Source organism: Streptomyces sp. NPDC056527 (assembly GCF_042794475.1).
GTDB lineage: Bacteria > Actinomycetota > Actinomycetes > Streptomycetales > Streptomycetaceae > Streptomyces.
Genome location: NZ_JBHTTQ010000135.1, coordinates 1 through 16193, shown reverse-complemented (window position 1 = coordinate 16193; position 16193 = coordinate 1). Strand labels below are relative to the sequence as shown.

The 16193-nt window shown below is 71.4% G+C and carries 13 protein-coding genes; 10 read left to right on the top strand and 3 right to left on the bottom strand.

Features of this window, described 5'->3' with window-relative positions; genetic code table 11:
* Nucleotides 1-40: 40 nt before the first annotated feature.
* Nucleotides 41-859 carry a hypothetical protein gene (locus ACFQ7Q_RS34650; protein ID WP_383562241.1) on the bottom strand — a complete coding sequence of 273 codons (819 nt, stop codon included), beginning with the start codon at nt 857-859 and terminating at the stop codon, nt 41-43.
* Between the two features lie 181 nt (nt 860-1040).
* Between ACFQ7Q_RS34650 and ACFQ7Q_RS34645 the strand changes: the two genes are divergently transcribed.
* The 6 genes from ACFQ7Q_RS34645 (at nt 1041) to cseC (ending at nt 6249) form a co-directional block, all read left to right on the top strand.
* Nucleotides 1041-1703: a phosphatase PAP2 family protein gene (locus ACFQ7Q_RS34645; RefSeq protein WP_383562239.1), complete on the top strand. Its 663-nt coding sequence runs from the start codon at nt 1041-1043 to the stop codon at nt 1701-1703.
* Between the two features lie 22 nt (nt 1704-1725).
* On the top strand, nt 1726-2652 hold the full coding sequence (locus tag ACFQ7Q_RS34640) for an A/G-specific adenine glycosylase (RefSeq protein ID WP_383562237.1): 927 nt from the start codon (nt 1726-1728) through the stop codon (nt 2650-2652).
* A 200-nt stretch (nt 2653-2852) separates the two neighbouring features.
* Nucleotides 2853-3416: a SigE family RNA polymerase sigma factor gene (locus ACFQ7Q_RS34635; RefSeq protein ID WP_329119198.1), complete on the top strand. Its 564-nt coding sequence runs from the start codon at nt 2853-2855 to the stop codon at nt 3414-3416.
* Nucleotides 3404-4111 (top strand): hypothetical protein, encoded by a 708-nt coding sequence (locus ACFQ7Q_RS34630; RefSeq protein ID WP_383562234.1) that lies wholly within the window; start codon nt 3404-3406, stop codon nt 4109-4111. The genes ACFQ7Q_RS34635 and ACFQ7Q_RS34630 overlap by 13 nt, the downstream gene beginning before the upstream one ends.
* A 68-nt stretch (nt 4112-4179) precedes the next feature.
* Nucleotides 4180-4884, top strand: a complete 705-nt coding sequence (gene cseB / locus ACFQ7Q_RS34625) for a two-component system response regulator CseB (RefSeq protein ID WP_383562232.1) — start codon at nt 4180-4182, stop codon at nt 4882-4884.
* 48 nt (nt 4885-4932) lie between these two features.
* Nucleotides 4933-6249 (top strand): two-component system sensor histidine kinase CseC, encoded by a 1317-nt coding sequence (gene cseC / locus ACFQ7Q_RS34620; RefSeq protein WP_383562230.1) that lies wholly within the window; start codon nt 4933-4935, stop codon nt 6247-6249.
* Nucleotides 6250-6386: 137 nt separating this feature from the next.
* On the opposite strand, the gene ACFQ7Q_RS34615 is transcribed toward cseC, so the two are convergent.
* Complete coding sequence (locus tag ACFQ7Q_RS34615) at nt 6387-7964, bottom strand: MDR family MFS transporter (RefSeq protein WP_383562228.1); 1578 nt, start codon at nt 7962-7964, stop codon at nt 6387-6389.
* A 120-nt stretch (nt 7965-8084) separates the two neighbouring features.
* On the opposite strand from ACFQ7Q_RS34615, the gene ACFQ7Q_RS34610 reads away from it, so the two are divergent.
* Nucleotides 8085-8642, top strand: coding sequence for a TetR/AcrR family transcriptional regulator (locus ACFQ7Q_RS34610; RefSeq protein ID WP_383562226.1), 558 nt, complete (start codon nt 8085-8087; stop codon nt 8640-8642).
* Nucleotides 8643-8655: 13 nt separating this feature from the next.
* Here the strand turns inward: ACFQ7Q_RS34610 and ACFQ7Q_RS34605 are convergent, their stop codons facing one another.
* Nucleotides 8656-9357 carry a M23 family metallopeptidase gene (locus tag ACFQ7Q_RS34605; RefSeq protein ID WP_383562224.1) on the bottom strand — a complete coding sequence of 234 codons (702 nt, stop codon included), beginning with the start codon at nt 9355-9357 and terminating at the stop codon, nt 8656-8658.
* Between the two features lie 489 nt (nt 9358-9846).
* On the opposite strand from ACFQ7Q_RS34605, the gene ACFQ7Q_RS34600 reads away from it, so the two are divergent.
* From ACFQ7Q_RS34600 to ACFQ7Q_RS34590, 3 genes are read left to right on the top strand one after another with little or no spacing between them, the layout of a single operon-like run.
* Nucleotides 9847-12945 carry an NACHT domain-containing protein gene (locus ACFQ7Q_RS34600; RefSeq protein ID WP_383562222.1) on the top strand — a complete coding sequence of 1033 codons (3099 nt, stop codon included), beginning with the start codon at nt 9847-9849 and terminating at the stop codon, nt 12943-12945.
* 38 nt (nt 12946-12983) lie between these two features.
* The gene (locus tag ACFQ7Q_RS34595) at nt 12984-13301 is read left to right on the top strand and encodes a trypco2 family protein (RefSeq protein WP_383562220.1); all 318 of its coding nucleotides are present in this window, start codon (nt 12984-12986) and stop codon (nt 13299-13301) included.
* Nucleotides 13301-16156, top strand: a complete 2856-nt coding sequence (locus ACFQ7Q_RS34590; RefSeq protein ID WP_383562218.1) for an NACHT domain-containing protein — start codon at nt 13301-13303, stop codon at nt 16154-16156. The genes ACFQ7Q_RS34595 and ACFQ7Q_RS34590 overlap by 1 nt, the downstream gene beginning before the upstream one ends.
* Nucleotides 16157-16193: the final 37 nt, after the last annotated feature.

Here is a 16193-nt window from a genome sequence, read left to right as displayed (position 1 = left end):
GTACGGAGATCTCCGTACGGCCCCTTGTCCGTGCCTCTTGTCAGTCCTTGGCGAGCGTGAACGACGCCGGAAGGACCTTCACTCCCGGCATGGCCGCCTCCACCAGGTACGTCCCCGGTCCCACCGGACCCGCCGGGGCCGTGGCGCACTGCGGGGCGCTCCGGCCGCGGTCCCAGTCCACGCTGTGCGTGACCGTCGAGCGCGCCGGAATCCGGAGCAGCACACCGCCGGCCGGACGCGGGCAGTCCTGGGACGACCAGACATCGTCGTCCTTGTCGTCACTGATCGTCAGGACCGCGTTCTTCGGGCCGAGATCGGCCTTGCAGTCGATGGCCGAGGTGTTCTTGGCGACCAGGTGGAAGCGGGGCTTCTCGCCGGGCGCGTAGGAGACCTTGGCGCTGCGGAGGGTCAACTGCAGCGCTCCGGGAGCACAGTTCGGCAGCGGAGAATCGGCCGGAACCTGCTGCCCCGCGCCCGTGCTCGCGCCGCTGTCGCCACCCGCTCCGTCCGTGTCCCCGTTCTTGCCACCGGCCTCGGCGCCCGCGTCGGCGCCTCCGGTGCCGGCGCTGCCGCCGTCTCCACCGTCGCCGCCGGAGTTCTCCCCGGAGTCGCCCGACTCGTCCCGTCCGCCGGGCTGTTCACTGATCGCGGGACCGGAACCGGAGGGTCCAGGGGTGATCGAGGGCGCGGGGGAAGAGCCGTTGGCGGAGTCGTTCGGCTTCTTCCCGCCGCCTCCGCCGGAGGTGACGGCCCAGAGGGTGATCAGCGCGAGAAGTGCGAGCAGGCACAGCGCGACCGCCCTCCGTCGCCAGTAGATGGAGGAGGGAAGCGGCCCGACCGGATTGCGCAGTGATCCCACGGCACGAACCTTACGAGAGATCGGCGCCAACTCCCGCCCCACCCGCCGCCCCAGGCATCAAGTTTTGCCGATGATCACATCCGGAACGTCGGAATGCCCCCGCTCACCCCCACTTTCGTCGGGGGTCGTCGTGGTCCTTCGGCACGGGTGCCGGTTGTCGCCACCGGTTAGCGTCCTGATCATGGACAACCTCCCCGGCCTCTCCGCCGATCTCTATCGCGACGTCACGGACTTCGCCCACTCCACCCCGCACTGGTTCCAACAGCTCGCCGAGGTGTGGACCGAGGCCGGACTGCTCCTCTTCGGCGTGCTGTTCGTGGCCGGATGGTGGCGGGCCAGGTCCGGGGCGAGCGGCGCGATGGCCCTCGCTCTGCTCGCCCCGCTCGCGACTGCGTTCGGCTATGTGGTGAGCGAGTCGCTCAAATCACTGGTGGACGAGGAGCGTCCGTGCCGGGCCGTCGCGGGCGCCGCAGCCTCGCTCGTCCCGTGCCCGCCGACCGGCGACTGGTCCTTCCCCAGCAACCATTCCGCCATCGCGGGCGCGGCGGCGGTCGCGCTCGCGTTGGCCTGGCGCGGGATCGTATGGCTGACCGTGCCGATGGCGCTGCTCATGGCGTTCTCCCGGGTCTTCGTCGGCGTCCACTATCCGCACGACGTGACGGTCGGAGTGCTGCTCGGGAGCGCGGTCGCGTTCCTGGCCGTCAAGGCGGCGACCCGGCCGGTTGGGGCGCTGGTGGAGACGGCACGGTCGAGCCGTACCGGCGCGGTGGTGTGGTGCGCCGGGCGCGGGCCGCGCCCGCGCGCCTCCATGCGCCCCGAGGGCGTGCGCCACGGCGCGCGCTGAACATGCCAGGATCGGGGGTGCCATGACTTCCACCGATGCCTCCACCCCCGTGTTCGACGACGCCCCCGCCCCGGCCCCGGCCGAGCTGCACGGGCCCGTCCTCGCCTGGTTCGACCGGCACGCCCGCGACCTGCCCTGGCGCCGCCCAGAGGCGGGGGCGTGGGGCGTGATGGTCAGCGAATTCATGCTCCAGCAGACCCCGGTCGTGCGGGTCCTGCCCGTGTACGAGCAGTGGCTCGCGCGCTGGCCGCGACCTGCCGACCTCGCGGCCGACGCGCCCGGTGAGGCCGTGCGTGCCTGGGGCAGGCTCGGCTACCCGCGGCGCGCCCTGAGGCTGCATGCGGCGGCCGTGGCCATAACGGAGCGGCACGGCGGCGACGTGCCGAGCGAGCACGCCGCGCTGCTGGCGCTGCCCGGTATCGGGGAGTACACGGCTGCCGCGGTGGCCTCGTTCGCGTACGGGCAGCGGCATCCGGTGCTCGACACCAACGTCCGCCGGGTGTTCGCCCGGGCGGCCTCGGGCATGCAGTACCCGCCGAACGCCACGACCGCCGCCGAGCGGCGGCTCGCGCGGGCGCTCCTGCCCGAGGACGAGGCGACGGCGGCCCGCTGGGCGGCCGCGTCGATGGAGCTGGGCGCGCTGGTCTGCACGGCGAAGAACGAGGACTGCGGGCGCTGCCCGATCGCCGAGAGCTGCGTCTGGCGGATGTCGGGGAAGCCGGCCCATGAGGGACCGGCGCGGCGCGGCCAGACGTACGCGGGCACGGACCGGCAGGTCCGCGGCCGGCTGCTCGCCGTGCTCCGGGAGACGGTGGGTGCCGTACCGCAGTCCGCCCTGGACGCGGTCTGGGACGAGCCGGTGCAGCGGGCCCGGGCGCTGGACGGTCTGGTCGCCGACGGCCTGGTCGAACCCCTCGACGACGGCCTGTACCGCCTGCCGCAGTCCTGACCGACCTGCCGGAGGACCGCCGGCCCCGGCCGTGGTCCCGAGCCGAATCCAGTCTCCTACCCATTCCCGCCCCCTGTTACACAACCGATGGGCAGCCGTGCATCCTCCGACGGCTGCCCCGGACAACCTCGTGACAACTGCTCCGTAACTTCGTCGACGTAAGCCAAACAGGCTGGTCACGGGGATCGGAGGCGGTTCAGATGTCGCACGGAGAGGTGCTCGACTTCGAGGAGTACGTCCGCACTCGGCAGGACGCGCTGCTGCGCAGCGCCCGCCGTCTCGTCCCCGACCCGGTCGACGCGCAGGACCTCCTGCAGACGGCGCTGGTGCGGACGTACGGCCGCTGGGACGGCATCGCCGACAAGTCGCTCGCCGACGCGTATCTGCGCCGCGTCATGATCAACACGCGAACCGAGTGGTGGCGGGCCCGCAAGCTCGACGAGGTCCCCACCGAGCAGCTGCCCGACGCCTCCGTCGACGACGCCACCGAGCAGCACGCCGACCGCGCCCTGCTCATGGACATCCTGAAGGTCCTCGCGCCGAAGCAGCGCAGCGTGGTCGTCCTGCGGCACTGGGAGCAGATGAGCACGGAGGAGACCGCGGCCGCGCTCGGTATGTCGACGGGTACGGTGAAGTCCACGCTCCACCGCGCACTGGCCCGACTGCGTCAGGAACTGGAGAGCCGTGGCGTCGACGACGCCCGTGCTCTGGAGCGGTCGACCGTACGACCCGACGAACGGGGGCAGCACCGGTGCGCGGCCTAGGCGCCAGACACGACGGCGACGACGAAGGGTCCTGCGGCCCACGGCGTCGCCGGATCATCCGGGCGACGAGTACCACGGCATTGGCCGGGCTCGTCGCCATCGGGCTGTTCATGACCGCGTGTTCCACCGGCGGTACGGGCTCGCGCGACGAGGGCGCCGCCCGCGCCGACGAGGCCGGATCGGCCGTACCGGCGCCGTCCCCCTCGGCCTCCTCCGGGCAGATGCCCGCCAAGCGCGTCGACCCGATCGCGCTCATCAAGGCCGATCCGAAGATCGGCGAGCGCCTGAAGGCCGATCTGAAGCCGTGCGTCGCGGACGCGTACCCGGTGGACACCTCCTACGGGAATCTGACCGGCGGGACCTCGCCCGATGTCGTCGTCAACGTGATGACCTGCGGCGATGCCGTGGGTATCGGCACGTACGTGTACCGCGAGGAGAGCGGCGAGTACAAGAACGTGTTCATGGCGGAGGACGCCGCCGTCTACGCGACGATCGACCGGGGGGACCTGGTCGTGACGAAGCAGGTGTACGCCAAGGGCGACCCGGTGGCCTACCCCTCGGGCGAGGACGTGATCACGTACCGCTGGGCGGGGAGAAAGTTCAGCCAGCACGACTGGGTGCACAACGACTACAGCCGCGCGGTCGGCGACGGAGGCATCGACGGCCCCGCGACCGTCGAGCCGAGCGCCAACTGAGCGGCGCCCCGGGCAGGCACGGCGCAACCACGCGGAACGAGAAGGAACGGAAGGCAGGAAGGCACACGATGGCCGAGACCCATGTGCTGTTCGTCGAGGACGACGACGTCATCCGTGAAGCCACCCAGCTCGCACTGGAGCGGGACGGCTTCATGGTGACCGCCATGCCCGACGGGCTGTCCGGGCTCGAGGCGTTCCGGGCGGACCGGCCCGACATCGCGCTGCTCGACGTGATGCTGCCGGGCATGGACGGCGTCAGCCTGTGCCGCCGGATCCGTGACGAGTCGACCGTGCCCGTGATCATGCTGTCCGCGCGCGCCGACTCCATCGACGTCGTCCTGGGGCTGGAGGCCGGTGCCGACGACTATGTGACCAAGCCCTTCGACGGTGCCGTGCTCGTGGCCCGGATACGTGCCGTACTGCGCCGTTTCGGGCACGCCGGCGGCCCTGCGGGCGGTGACGCGGGGCGCGCGGACGCGCCCGTGGGCGGGGTGCTGGTCTTCGGCGACCTGGAGGTCGACACCGAGGGCATGGAGGTCCGCAAGGGCGGTGCGCCGGTCGGGCTGACCCCGACGGAGATGCGTCTGCTGCTGGAGTTCTCGTCCGCGCCGGGCACGGTCCTGTCCCGGGACAAGCTCCTGGAGCGGGTCTGGGACTACGGCTGGGGCGGCGACACCCGGGTGGTGGACGTCCATGTCCAGCGGCTGCGCACCAAGATCGGCCAGGACCGGATCGAGACGGTCCGCGGCTTCGGCTACAAGCTCAAGGGATGAAGCGGGTCAGCGGGATGAAGCAGGTCAGCCGGTGAAGCGGGGCAGCAGGTGAGGCCGCTCGCCCTCCGTACGGGGGTCCGCTGGAAGATCGCCGTCGCCATCGCGGCCGTGGGCGCGCTGATCGCGGTCACCCTCAGCCTCGTCGTCCACAACTCGGCGCGGGTCTCGATGCTCGACAACGCGCGCGAGGTGCAGATGGAGCGGCTCCTCTTCGCACAGCGGATGTACGAGGGCTCCAAGCCGAAGGAGCCCCGCTTCGGCACCAAGATCAACGACCCGATGCTGCCGCCGCAGCTGGATCAGCTCATGCGGGACAACCGGCGCGGTACGTACGTCCAGGAGCACCGCCACGGCGGTCCGCCGGACGTGTGGGCGGCGGTGCCGCTGGCCAACGGGGACGTGCTGTCGCTGCACATCCCGTTCGCCGACCGCTCCACGGCGATCATGAAGGATCTCGACCGGGCCCTGGTCATCGGCTCGGTGTCGGTGGTGTTCGGCGGCTGCGCGCTCGGCGTGCTCATCGGCGGCCAGCTCTCGCGCCGGCTGCGGAAGGCCGCCGCCGCGGCGGGCAAGGTCGCGCAGGGCAACACGGACGTACGGGTCCGCAAGGCGATCGGCGGATTCGTCCGCGACGAGACCGACGAGCTGGCGCGCGCGGTGGACGCCCTGACCGACGCCCTTCAGGAGCGGATCGAGGCGGAGCGCCGGGTCACCGCCGACATCGCGCACGAGCTGCGGACCCCGGTGACCGGTCTGCTCACGGCGGCGGAGCTGCTGCCGCCGGGGCGCCCCAGTGAGCTCGTACGGGACCGGGCGCAGGCCATGCGGACGCTGGTCGAGGACGTGCTGGAGGTGGCCCGGCTCGACAGCGCGTCGGAGCGGGCCGAGCTCCAGGAGATCTCGCTCGGCGAGTTCGTGGAGCGGCGGGTGCGGGCGCTCGACCCGGACGCGGTCGTGCACGTCGTCCACGAGTCCTGGGTGAACACCGACCCGCGCCGGCTGGAGCGGATCCTGGGCAACCTCCTCGCGAACGCGGCCAAGCACGGCAAGCCGCCGGTGGAGGTGACGGTCGAGGGCCGGGTCGTACGGGTCCGGGACCACGGCCCCGGTTTCCCCGAGGCGCTGCTCCGCGAGGGCCCCAGCCGCTTCCGTACCGGCGCGAGCGACCGGGCGGGCCAGGGCCACGGGCTGGGGCTGACGATCGCGGCGGGGCAGGCGCGGGTCCTCGGGGCCCGGCTGACGTTCCGCAACGCGGCGCCCGAGGGCACGCCGGAGGGGGCGGGCGGGTCGATCGCGGTGCTCTGGCTCCCGGACCACGCTCCGACGAACACCGGCAGCTTCCCGATGATCAAGTTCGCGGAGTAGGACGCCGTACGTTCGCGGAGTGGGACTGCGTACGTTCGCGGAGTAGGACTGCGTACGTTCGCGGAGTAGGACGCCGTACGTGAGAGGGCCCCGGCACACCTGGTGTGTGCCGGGGCCCTCTCGGGTACGAGCGCGGGTCAGACGGTCTCGGCGACCTTCGGCGCCTCGTCCGCGGCCTGCGGCTTCGCCTCGGGTCCGGCGCCTCGCAGCGCCACCTCCTTGACGAGGAAGGCGAGCACGAAGCCGATGACGGCGACCGCCGAGGCGACCAGGAAGGCCGAGTGCGTGCCGGCGGCGACCGCGTGCTGGTACGCCTCGCGCAGCGCCTCGGGCAGCTTCGCCAGGGAGGCCGCGTCGAGCTGGGCGGACTGCTGGGTCAGTTCCGAGCCGCCGCGCGTCGCCATCTCGTCCTGGACGCGGCTCGTGAAGAGCGCGCCCATGATCGCGACGCCGAAGGAGGAGCCGAGGGTACGGAAGAGGGTCGTCGAGCTGGACGCGACACCCATGTCCTTCATCTCGACGCTGTTCTGCGCGACGAGCATCGTGATCTGCATCAGGAAGCCCATGCCTGCGCCGAGCACCGCCATGTAGATCCCGGAGGTGAGGCGGGTGGTGTCGGTGTCCATCTGCGCGAGCAGGAACAGGCCGATCACCATCAGCGCCGTACCGATGATCGGGAAGATCTTGTACTTGCCGCTGTTGGTGGTGATCCGGCCGGAGATCAGCGAGACGACCATCATCGACAGCAGCATCGGCAGGAGCAGCAGGCCGGAGTTGGTGGCCGAGGCGCCCTGCACGGACTGCTGGAAGAGCGGCAGGAAGAGGACCGCGCCGAACATCACGAAGCCGGTGAGGAAGCCGATCACCGACATGAGGGTGAAGTTGCGGCTGCGGAAGATGTGCAGCGGCACGACCGGGTCGGCGGCGCGGGTCTCGGCCCAGAGGAAGGCGGCGAGCGCGGCGACACCGGCGACCGAGAGGCCGACGATGGTCGCGGAGCCCCAGGCGTACTCGGTACCGCCCCAGGTGGTGACCAGGACGATCGCGGTGATGCCGACGGTCAGCAGCGAGGCGCCGAGGAAGTCGATCCGGGTGGAGCGGTCGCGCTCCTTCTTGGGCAGGTGGAGCACGGCGGTGACCATCGCGAGGGCGACGACGCCGAGCGGCAGGTTGATGTAGAAGGACCAGCGCCAGCCCCAGTGGTCGGTGATGGTGCCGCCGACCAGCGGTCCGCCGATCATGGCGAGGGCCATCACGCCGGCCATCATGCCCTGGTACTTGCCGCGTTCACGGGGCGGGATCAGGTCGCCGATGATCGCCATCACGCCGACCATCAGGCCGCCGGCGCCGAGGCCCTGGACGGCACGGAAGCCGATGAGCTGGCCCATGTCCTGGGCCATGCCGCTGAGCGCCGAGCCGATCACGAAGATCACGATCGAGGTGAGGAAGACGCTCTTGCGGCCGAACATGTCGCCGAGCTTGCCCCAGATCGGGGTGGAGGCGGCGGTGGCGAGCGTATAGGCGGTGACGACCCAGGAGAGGTGCTCCAGGCCGCCGAGCTCGCCGACGATCGTCGGCATCGCGGTGCCGATGATCATGTTGTCCAGCATCGCGAGCAGCATCGCGATCATGAGGGCGAGGAGGACGACGCGGACACTGCGTGGCTGCTCGGCCGCTCCCTCCCCGGATGTACTGACTGATTCGGTCGTCGCCATGCTTCCGCTCCCCACAAGCCCTTCGGGCACTTACTTGCCGCCCGGCTAGTTACTACACTGGGGACGGTAGACCCGTAACTAGCCGGTCGTCAAGTAAGTATGAGTGTGTGGGAGCGGACCATGGCCAGAGGCAACACCCGGCAGCGCATCCAGGACGTGGCCCTCGAACTCTTCGCGGAACAGGGTTACGAGAAGACCTCACTGCGCGAGATCGCCGAGCACCTCGACGTCACCAAGGCCGCGCTGTACTACCACTTCAAGACCAAGGAAGACATCATCATCGGCATCTTCCAGGACCTCACCAGGCCCGTGGACGAGCTGATCGCATGGGCGCGCGAGCAGCCGCGCACGCTGGAGGTCAGGGAGGAGATCCTGCGCCGCTACCAGGAATCCCTGATCAGCGCGGCCCCGCTGTTCCGCTTCATGCAGGAGAACCAGGCGGCCGTCCGCGAGCTGAGCATCGGCCTGACCTTCAAGGAGCGGATGATCGAGCTGAGCGGCCTGATCCAGGAGCCGGACTTCGCCGTGATCGACCGGGTGCGCTGCGTGAGCGCGATCTTCACCCTGCACGCGGGGATGTTCTTCATGGACAACGTCGAGGGCGACTCCGAGGAGAAGCGTGAAGCCGTCCTCGAAGTCGCCCTCGATCTGATCACCCAGGCGCACAGCGCGCGGTGATGCGTTCTTCAGGTCAGATGGAGACGCCCATGGAACGCAGGAACGCGGCCGGGTTGAGCGCGGAACCGTAGTTCGGGGTCGTACGGATCTCGAAGTGCAGGTGCGGGCCGGAGGAGTTGCCGGTGTTGCCCGACAGGGCGATCTTCTGGCCGGCGCCGACCTTCTGGCCGATGTGCACGTTGATCTTCGACAGGTGGGCGTACTGCGAGTACTTGCCGTTGGCGTGCTTGACGACGATGGCGTTGCCGTACGCGGGGCCGTCGCCGCCGCCGTTCGGGCCAGCCTTCACGACGGTGCCGGCGCCGGCGGCCTTGACCGGGGTGCCGACCGGGACGGCGAAGTCCTGGCCGGAGTGCTTGTGGGCCCACATGGCGCCGCCCTGGTTGAAGCTGGCGGTCAGGGTGTAGCCACCGACCGGCTTGACCCAGGAGGGGGCCTTCTTGGCGGCGACCGGGGCGGCCTTCGCGGCCTTGGCGACGGCAACCTTCTTGGCGGCGGCCTGCTTGGCGACGGCGGCCTTCACGGCGGCCTGGGCCTGGGCATCGGCCTGCGCGGCGACGGCAGTGGACGCACCGGTCGCGGCAGTCGCGATGGTGGCGGCCTTGCCCTCGGCGGCGAAGGCGGACCCTGCTCCGGCCACCAGCGACGCTCCCAGGCCGGCGGTGGCAAGGGCGACGGCGGTGATACGGGCGGGGTTCATGACGCGCTTCGACATACGGGGGAAAACCTCCGGACAGAACGGGACCCGACGCGATCGCTGCGCCGGGCGGGCTGTTGCTCATCCTTGGTAACCCGCACACCCATCCGGCGTAAAACACCCCATCTACGACATTGCGTCGTAGCGATCTCCTGGGGTGTTCGGGTCTTGACGACCCGGGACACCCCTGCCTGAAATCGGACAAAGCGGCACAAGAGAAGCGGTTTATGCGCACGTCGGACCTGCCCGTATCGGACCGACAGGCCGCTTCTCGTACGGTTCGCGTCCCCTCGGGACCAAAGTCCCGGCGGCCAAGCCCTGAACGTCCCGAATCGACAGCAAACGCCATCACTATTCCGGTTAGTACCCCTCGAAACGCCTGTGCGCCTTGTCACGGCGCGCCCGCCCCCATTGCGACCTGGGTCACGCAACCAGGACCTTTTCGATCACGTCCCGCACTACGCTGACGGCACGGTTTGAAGAGCACGGCTGCTTCGGGGGACGCACGTGGATCCAGCACTCATCGGGATGCGACTCGCGTCCTCCACGATCGGCCCCTTGGTCAAGAAACTGCTGGTCAAGGACGGTCCCGGGGCCGGCGTCACCGGCGCCCGCAAGCCGATCCGGCTCTCCCGGCTCGTCTCCTTCCGCGGCGAGCAGCGCACGCTGACGGACAAGGACGTCCGCAAACTGGCCGCGACCCTCGTCGAACGCGCCCGCACGGGCCCGGGCGAGCCCCCGTTCCCCGCCGACGAGGCCGAGGCGCTCACCGACACCCTGACCGCGACGCTCCTCGCCCTCGGAGACCTCGACATGGACGACGTCCAGGCGGTCCACCTCGGCGCCCCGGCCCTCGCCCGCAGCCTGCGCGCGGCGGCCCCGGCCCCGGACGGCCTGTCGACGGACTCCGTCCACTTCCTCGGCTCGCTCACCGAGTGGGCCTGCCTGCACATCCTGGAGTTCTTCACCCAGCGGTCCACGTTCGTCGCCCGCACGCTCGTGGAGCAGACCCGCGGCCAGCAGGAGCTGACCGCCAAGGTCGACGAGGTGATTCGCCGGACGCCACGGGTGGACGCACGGGACGCGGAGTTCGAGCGGCGCTACCTGGCATACGTGGCGAAGAAGCACGGCAGCCTCACGATCTACGGGGTGGACCTGCGGGACGCGCCGGAGAAGTGGCCGCTGGATGTGGCGTACCTGTCGCTGGAAGCGACGGGGACGGGCGCGTGGCTCGCGGCGGGGAGCGGGGCCGGAACGTGGCTCGCGGAGCCGGACGGGAGCGGAGCGACGGACGAGGCGGAGAACGAGCGGGCGCGCCGGGCGCCGAGCACGGTGGCAGGCCAGGGTGCGGGCGAGGAAGACCCCGCAACCACCTGGACCTCCTTCCGCTCCGGCACGGCGACGGCCATCCACCGCGGCGACCTCCTCGGCGGCCGCGCCGACCTCGCGCTCGCCCGGCACGACAAGGTGCTCCTGCGCGGCACGGCCGGCTCCGGGAAGACGACGCTCGTCCAGTGGCTGGCCGTCTCGGCCAGCCACGAGGACCTCGCGGACGACATGGCGTACCTCCGCGGCCGGATCCCCTTCGTCCTTCCCCTCCGTACCCTCACCCGCCACGGCGAGCGGCTCCCCGCCCCCGACCGCTTCCTCTCCGCCGTCGACTGCCCGCTCTCCCCTCCCGACGGCTGGGCCGACCGCGTCCTCGCCACCGGACGCGGCCTGGTCCTGGTCGACGGCATCGACGAGATCCCCGACGCCGAGCGCGACCGCGCCCGCCGCTGGGTCCGCGACCTCCTCGACTCGTACGACGGCAACCGCTGGCTCGTGACCTCCCGCCCCACCGCCGTACGCGACGACTGGCTGGCCTCGGACGGCTTCACCGAGCTCAGCCTCGCCCCGATGTCCGCCGCCGAGGTCGGCACCTTCGTCCGCCGCTGGCACAAGGCCGCGGGGCCGGAGGCCGCACCGTACGAGCAGCCGCTCCTCGACGCCCTGCGGACCACCTCCGACGTCGCCCAGCTCGCCACCAACCCCCTGATGTGCGGTCTGATCTGCGCCCTGCACCGAGGCCGCCGTGGCTTCCTGCCGCGCGGCCGCAAGGCGCTGTACGACGCGGCGCTCTCGATGCTGCTCTCGCGCCGGGACCGCGAGCGGGACATGGGCACGCCGTACGGGATCGAGCTGGGCGAGGCCCCGCAGATCCAGCTGATCCAGCGGATCGCGTACTGGCTGACGCTCAACGGCCGTACGACGATGGACCGTTCACACGCCGAGTCGGTCGTACGGGAGGCGGTGCCGGCGATCACGGAGGCGGCCGGGTACGACCCCGGCGCGGTCTTCACGCACCTGCTCCACCGAAGCGGCCTGCTGCGCGAACCGACCGCGGACACCGTCGACTTCGTCCACCGCACCTTCCAGGACTACCTGGCGGCGAAGGCCCTGGTCGACCGCTGGGACATCGGCGTCCTCGGCCGGCACGCGGCGGACGACCAGTGGGAGGACGTCATCCGCATGGCCGTCGGCCACGCGCGCCCGCGCGAATGCGCGGAGATCTTCGAGGAGTTGCTGAAGGCGGCGGACGCGGAGGTGGCGCGGCGCACGCACCTGCGCATCCTGGTCGTGGCGGCTACGGCGCTGGACCACGCGACGGAAGTGGCCCCGGAGATCCGGGAACGGATCCTGGCCCGGACGGGCGAGGTGATTCCGCCGCGCGACGCGGAGGAGGCGCGGGAGCTGGCGTCGGTGGGACGCACCGTTCTGGACCTGCTGCCCGGGCCGGAGAGCCTCGGCGACCAGGAGGCGCAGATGGCCGTGGTGACCGCCTCCCACATCGCGGCGGACGCCGCCCTGCCCTACCTCGCCCGGTTCGCCGACCACCCGGACATGCTGATCCGCTCCCAACTCATGTGGGCCTGGCGCCGGTTCGACACGCGTGCGTACGCAGAAGAGATCATCACCCGCCTCGACGCGACAGATCTGTTCTTCACCATCGGCTCCGACGAGCAGGCCGGTGAGCTCGTACGACTGGGGCTACGGCCCTCGGCCCTCGACCTCCGCCCGAGCCTCTCGGACCGAGGGCTGGCGGCGCTCGCCCCGTTGTTGGCCGAGACCCAGGCCCTCAACGTCGCCCAGTGGGACTCGTGGTCGGCCGAGACCTGCCTCAGATCCGACAGCGTGAACAGTCTCATCGCCTCCGCCGCCCCGATCGAGGGATTCGGCTCGCTCGCCCGCCTCCCGGAACTGCGGGTGATCATTCTTCGGCAGGCCCCCTGGCTGACCGCAGAGGACTGGCGCGGGATCGCGTCGCTCACCAGCGCGCGCAGCCTCCACATCCGGTCCTCGGCTCTCCTTGAGGTCCCCGACCTCCTCCGTCTGCCGCAGATCGACCTGCTGACGCTGTTCCTGGCCGAAACCGACGCACCCTTGGGCAAGGTGGCCGAGGTCTTCCCCGGCCTTCGGCGGCTCTCCCTGCGGCAGGGCCCGCGCGGCAGGGAACAGGACCTGGCTCCTTTGGCCGGCCTGAAGCACTTGGCCCTCATCAGCGGGGCGGGCCTCGGCTTCACCGGCACGGAGCATCTGGCCCCCGGCACCCGAATCGTCACATGACCTGACCGGACCCGCCCTCCCCCGGTACGTTCGCGATCATGACCGACATCGAGCTCGCCGACGCCATCGAGTCCGTGCGCGATCAACTCGTCGACGCCGCCACCCGCGCCACCGGAAAGCCCGTCGCCTTCGAAGTGGGGGACATCGAGATGGAGTTCACGATCGAACTCCGCAAGGAGGTGAAGGGCGGGGCCAAGGTCAAGGCATGGGTCGTCGAGGCCGGGGCCGACGCCTCCCGTACCCGGGGCGAGACCCATCGCGTCTGCTTCACCCTCAAGCCCCGCAACGCCGCGACGAACGGGCCCTGGCTGGTCGGCAACGACGAGCCGGGCGACACCTCCGGGTTCGGTGACTGATGGGGCTTGCGCCCGGCCGACGCGCGGTCGCCGTCCACTCCCAGCACTCCGGACGGCAGGGCAGCGGCGTGCTGCTCACGGACGACACCGTCCTCACCTGCGCCCATGTACTGGAAGCCGGCTACTCGGCCTGGGTGTCCGTGCCCGGTCTGCGCGACCGGGTCCTGTGCCGGGTGATCTGGGCCGACCCGCAGCTCGACGCCGCGCTCCTCCAGGCGCCGGAGAGCCTCGTCGCCGGACTCGTCACCACCCTGGTGAACGCGACCACTGTCAGGCTCGCCGAGGTCGCCACCGAACGCCCCCTGCCCGACTGCGAGATCGTCGGCTTTCCGCACATCCAGCGCTACGAAGAGGGGCGCAGGCTGGAGTGCGACCAGTACACGGGCACGGTCCTGCCCCTCGCCGGTCTGATCCGCCGCACCATGGTCCTCGAACTGGACCGGCCCCCGGCCGCCGAACGCGCCGACGGCGGCTCCCCCCTCGCGGGCCTCTCCGGTGCACCGGTGTTCGCCGGCAGCGGGCTGCTGGGGATCGTCAAGGGAATCCCGCGCGGCCGCGGCCACCTGCGGGTGGAGTGCGTGCCCTTGGCCGCGATCGTCGCCGGGGACGGATTCAGGGGCGCCTACGTCAAGGCGACCGGCAGCCTCCCGCCCGAGCCGGCCGCCCAGACGCGCCACACCACGGTCGACTCCTCCCATGAGCAGGAGTACGCCGAAGCCCTCGGTGCCGCGTACCGTCGCACCAAGGTCTTCGGGCTGGACGAGCTCAACCGCCGGGCCTCCGAGTGGGACCTCGACACCGCCTATCTGTCCCTGGAGGCCACCTCCAGGGAGCCCGGGTCCACCCCCGTCCCCCACCGCATCGACGAACTCCTCGCCTCACGCCCCCGCGTCCTCCTGCGCGGCGACGCCGGCGCCGGCAAGACCACCCTGGTCTGGTGGCTCGCCGCCCATGCCGCCGCCGGCACCCTCGGCCCCCGACTCGCCGACCTGAACGGCCTCGTGCCCTTCGTCGTCCCGCTCCGCACCCTCCGGGCCCGTGGTTCCGGGTTCCCCTCCCCCGCCGAACTCCCCGGCGTCGCGGGCCTGATGGTCGACCCGGCACCCGACGGCTGGGCGGGCCGGGTGCTGTCCGGGGGCCGGGCGCTGCTGCTCGTCGACGGTCTCGACGAGGTGTCCCAGGAGGACCGGGAGGCCGCCTACGCCTGGCTCTCGGGGCTCCTCGCCCGTTTCCCCCGTACCCGCTGCGTGGCGACCGTCCGGCCGCTCGCGGTGGAGCCGGAGTGGCTGGCCTCCGAGGGCTTCGAGGAGCTGACCCTCCTGCCCATGCGGGACCAGGACATCCAGGCGTTCGTCACCGCCTGGCACGACGCGGCCGGCCTCGGCGGCGAGGACCCCGAGGTCCTCAAGGGCCTCGAACAGGACCTGCTCCAGCAGTTCCGCCACAATCCGACCCTGTCCGACCTCGCCCGCACCCCGCTCCTCTGCGCGGTGACCTGCGCCCTGCACCGGTTACGAGAGGGGTTCCTGCCCGAGACCCGCTGGGCGCTGTATCAGTCGGCGCTCCAGATGCTCCTCGGCGCCCGCGACGACCGGCGCCGGATCGACGCCCCCGACGGCATCCGGATGTCGGTGGAGGAGCACCAGCAGCTCCTCCAGCGCCTGGCGGCCTGGCTGGTCCGGGGCGGTCAGACGGAGTTCACCCGCGATCAGGCCCTGCACCAGCTCAACCGCGCGCTGCCGGGGATGCCGAGGGTCGCCGGGCAGGGCACACCCGAGGAGGTCCTCACCCACCTCCTCAACCGCAGCGGCCTCCTCCAGGAGCGGAGGGACGGCGTCTTCCAGTTCGCGCACCGCACCTTCCAGGACTTCCTGGCGGCGAAGGAGTTCGTGGAGGACGACCTCGTACCGGAGCTCCTGCGCCACGCACGGGAGCAGCAGTGGCACGACGTCCTCCTCCTGGCGGCCGGCCACTGCTCCCGCCGGGAACTGCCCGTCCTCGTCGAGGGCCTCCTCGCCGCGGGCTCCGCGAGCCGGAAGTGGGACCTGAAGACCACCTTGTACGTCCTGGCGGCGCTGTGCGCCCAGCACGCGGCATGGCTGTCCGAGCCCCTCCATCACCGGGTACGGAACGCGGTGGCGTCGGTGCTGCCGCCGCGCAGCCCCGAGCAGGTGGGGCAGCTGGCCCGGCTGGGCCCGTACGTCCTGCCGCTGCTGCCCGGCCCCCACGAGGACGGCCGCTTCGACGAGCACGTGATCGAGGTGATCTGCGCGATCGGCGGCGCGGAGGCCATCCCGTACGCCCGTGCATTCGTGGCTGCGCACGCCGCCCACCGGCTGGCCTTCCGCTGGCGCTCCTTTCCCCCCGCCGCGTACGCCCGAGAGGTCCTGGCGCGTCTCGACCTCGGTAAGACGACGCCTCTGCTCGTCTCGTCCCGGGGCGAACTGGCGCAGCTGAGCCTGCTCGGCCCGGTCGCCCACCTGTGCTTCATGGGCGACTTCACCGGCGCCGAACTCTCCCGGGCCATGGCAGGGGCGCGCCCCTACAAGGTCGAGATCGTCGACAACCCCACGCTGGACGACATGGAGTGGCTCCGCGACTGCGGCGCGACGCTCACCCGTCTGACCCTCCAGGACTGCACCGGGGTGACCGGTCTCGTCCCGCTCACCGAGCTGGCGGGGCTGGAGGTGATCCGGCTGCGGGACACGCCCCTGCGGCCCGACGACGTACGGGCCCTCGCCGGTATGCCCGGGCTACGGATCCTCAGCCTCCAGACGACCCAGGTGGAGGCGCTCGACCGTCTCGACCTGGCGGCCCTGCGCGCCCACCCCCACCTCGACCTGCGCACCACCTGAGGCACGAAAAGGGGCGGCCCCGGACTCTTCCGAGTCC

Bases quoted from the DNA above. Each gene is read 5' to 3' on its own strand.
- ACFQ7Q_RS34645 (WP_383562239.1), top strand. From the start codon at position 1,041: ATGGACAACCTCCCCGGCCTCTCCGCCGATCTCTATCGCGACGTCACG.
- ACFQ7Q_RS34640 (WP_383562237.1), top strand. From the start codon at position 1,726: ATGACTTCCACCGATGCCTCCACCCCCGTGTTCGACGACGCCCCCGCC.
- ACFQ7Q_RS34635 (WP_329119198.1), top strand. From the start codon at position 2,853: ATGTCGCACGGAGAGGTGCTCGACTTCGAGGAGTACGTCCGCACTCGG.
- cseB (WP_383562232.1), top strand. From the start codon at position 4,180: ATGGCCGAGACCCATGTGCTGTTCGTCGAGGACGACGACGTCATCCGT.
- ACFQ7Q_RS34615 (WP_383562228.1), bottom strand. From the start codon at position 7,964: ATGGCGACGACCGAATCAGTCAGTACATCCGGGGAGGGAGCGGCCGAG.
- ACFQ7Q_RS34610 (WP_383562226.1), top strand. From the start codon at position 8,085: ATGGCCAGAGGCAACACCCGGCAGCGCATCCAGGACGTGGCCCTCGAA.
- ACFQ7Q_RS34605 (WP_383562224.1), bottom strand. From the start codon at position 9,357: ATGTCGAAGCGCGTCATGAACCCCGCCCGTATCACCGCCGTCGCCCTT.
- ACFQ7Q_RS34595 (WP_383562220.1), top strand. From the start codon at position 12,984: ATGACCGACATCGAGCTCGCCGACGCCATCGAGTCCGTGCGCGATCAA.
- ACFQ7Q_RS34590 (WP_383562218.1), top strand. From the start codon at position 13,301: ATGGGGCTTGCGCCCGGCCGACGCGCGGTCGCCGTCCACTCCCAGCAC.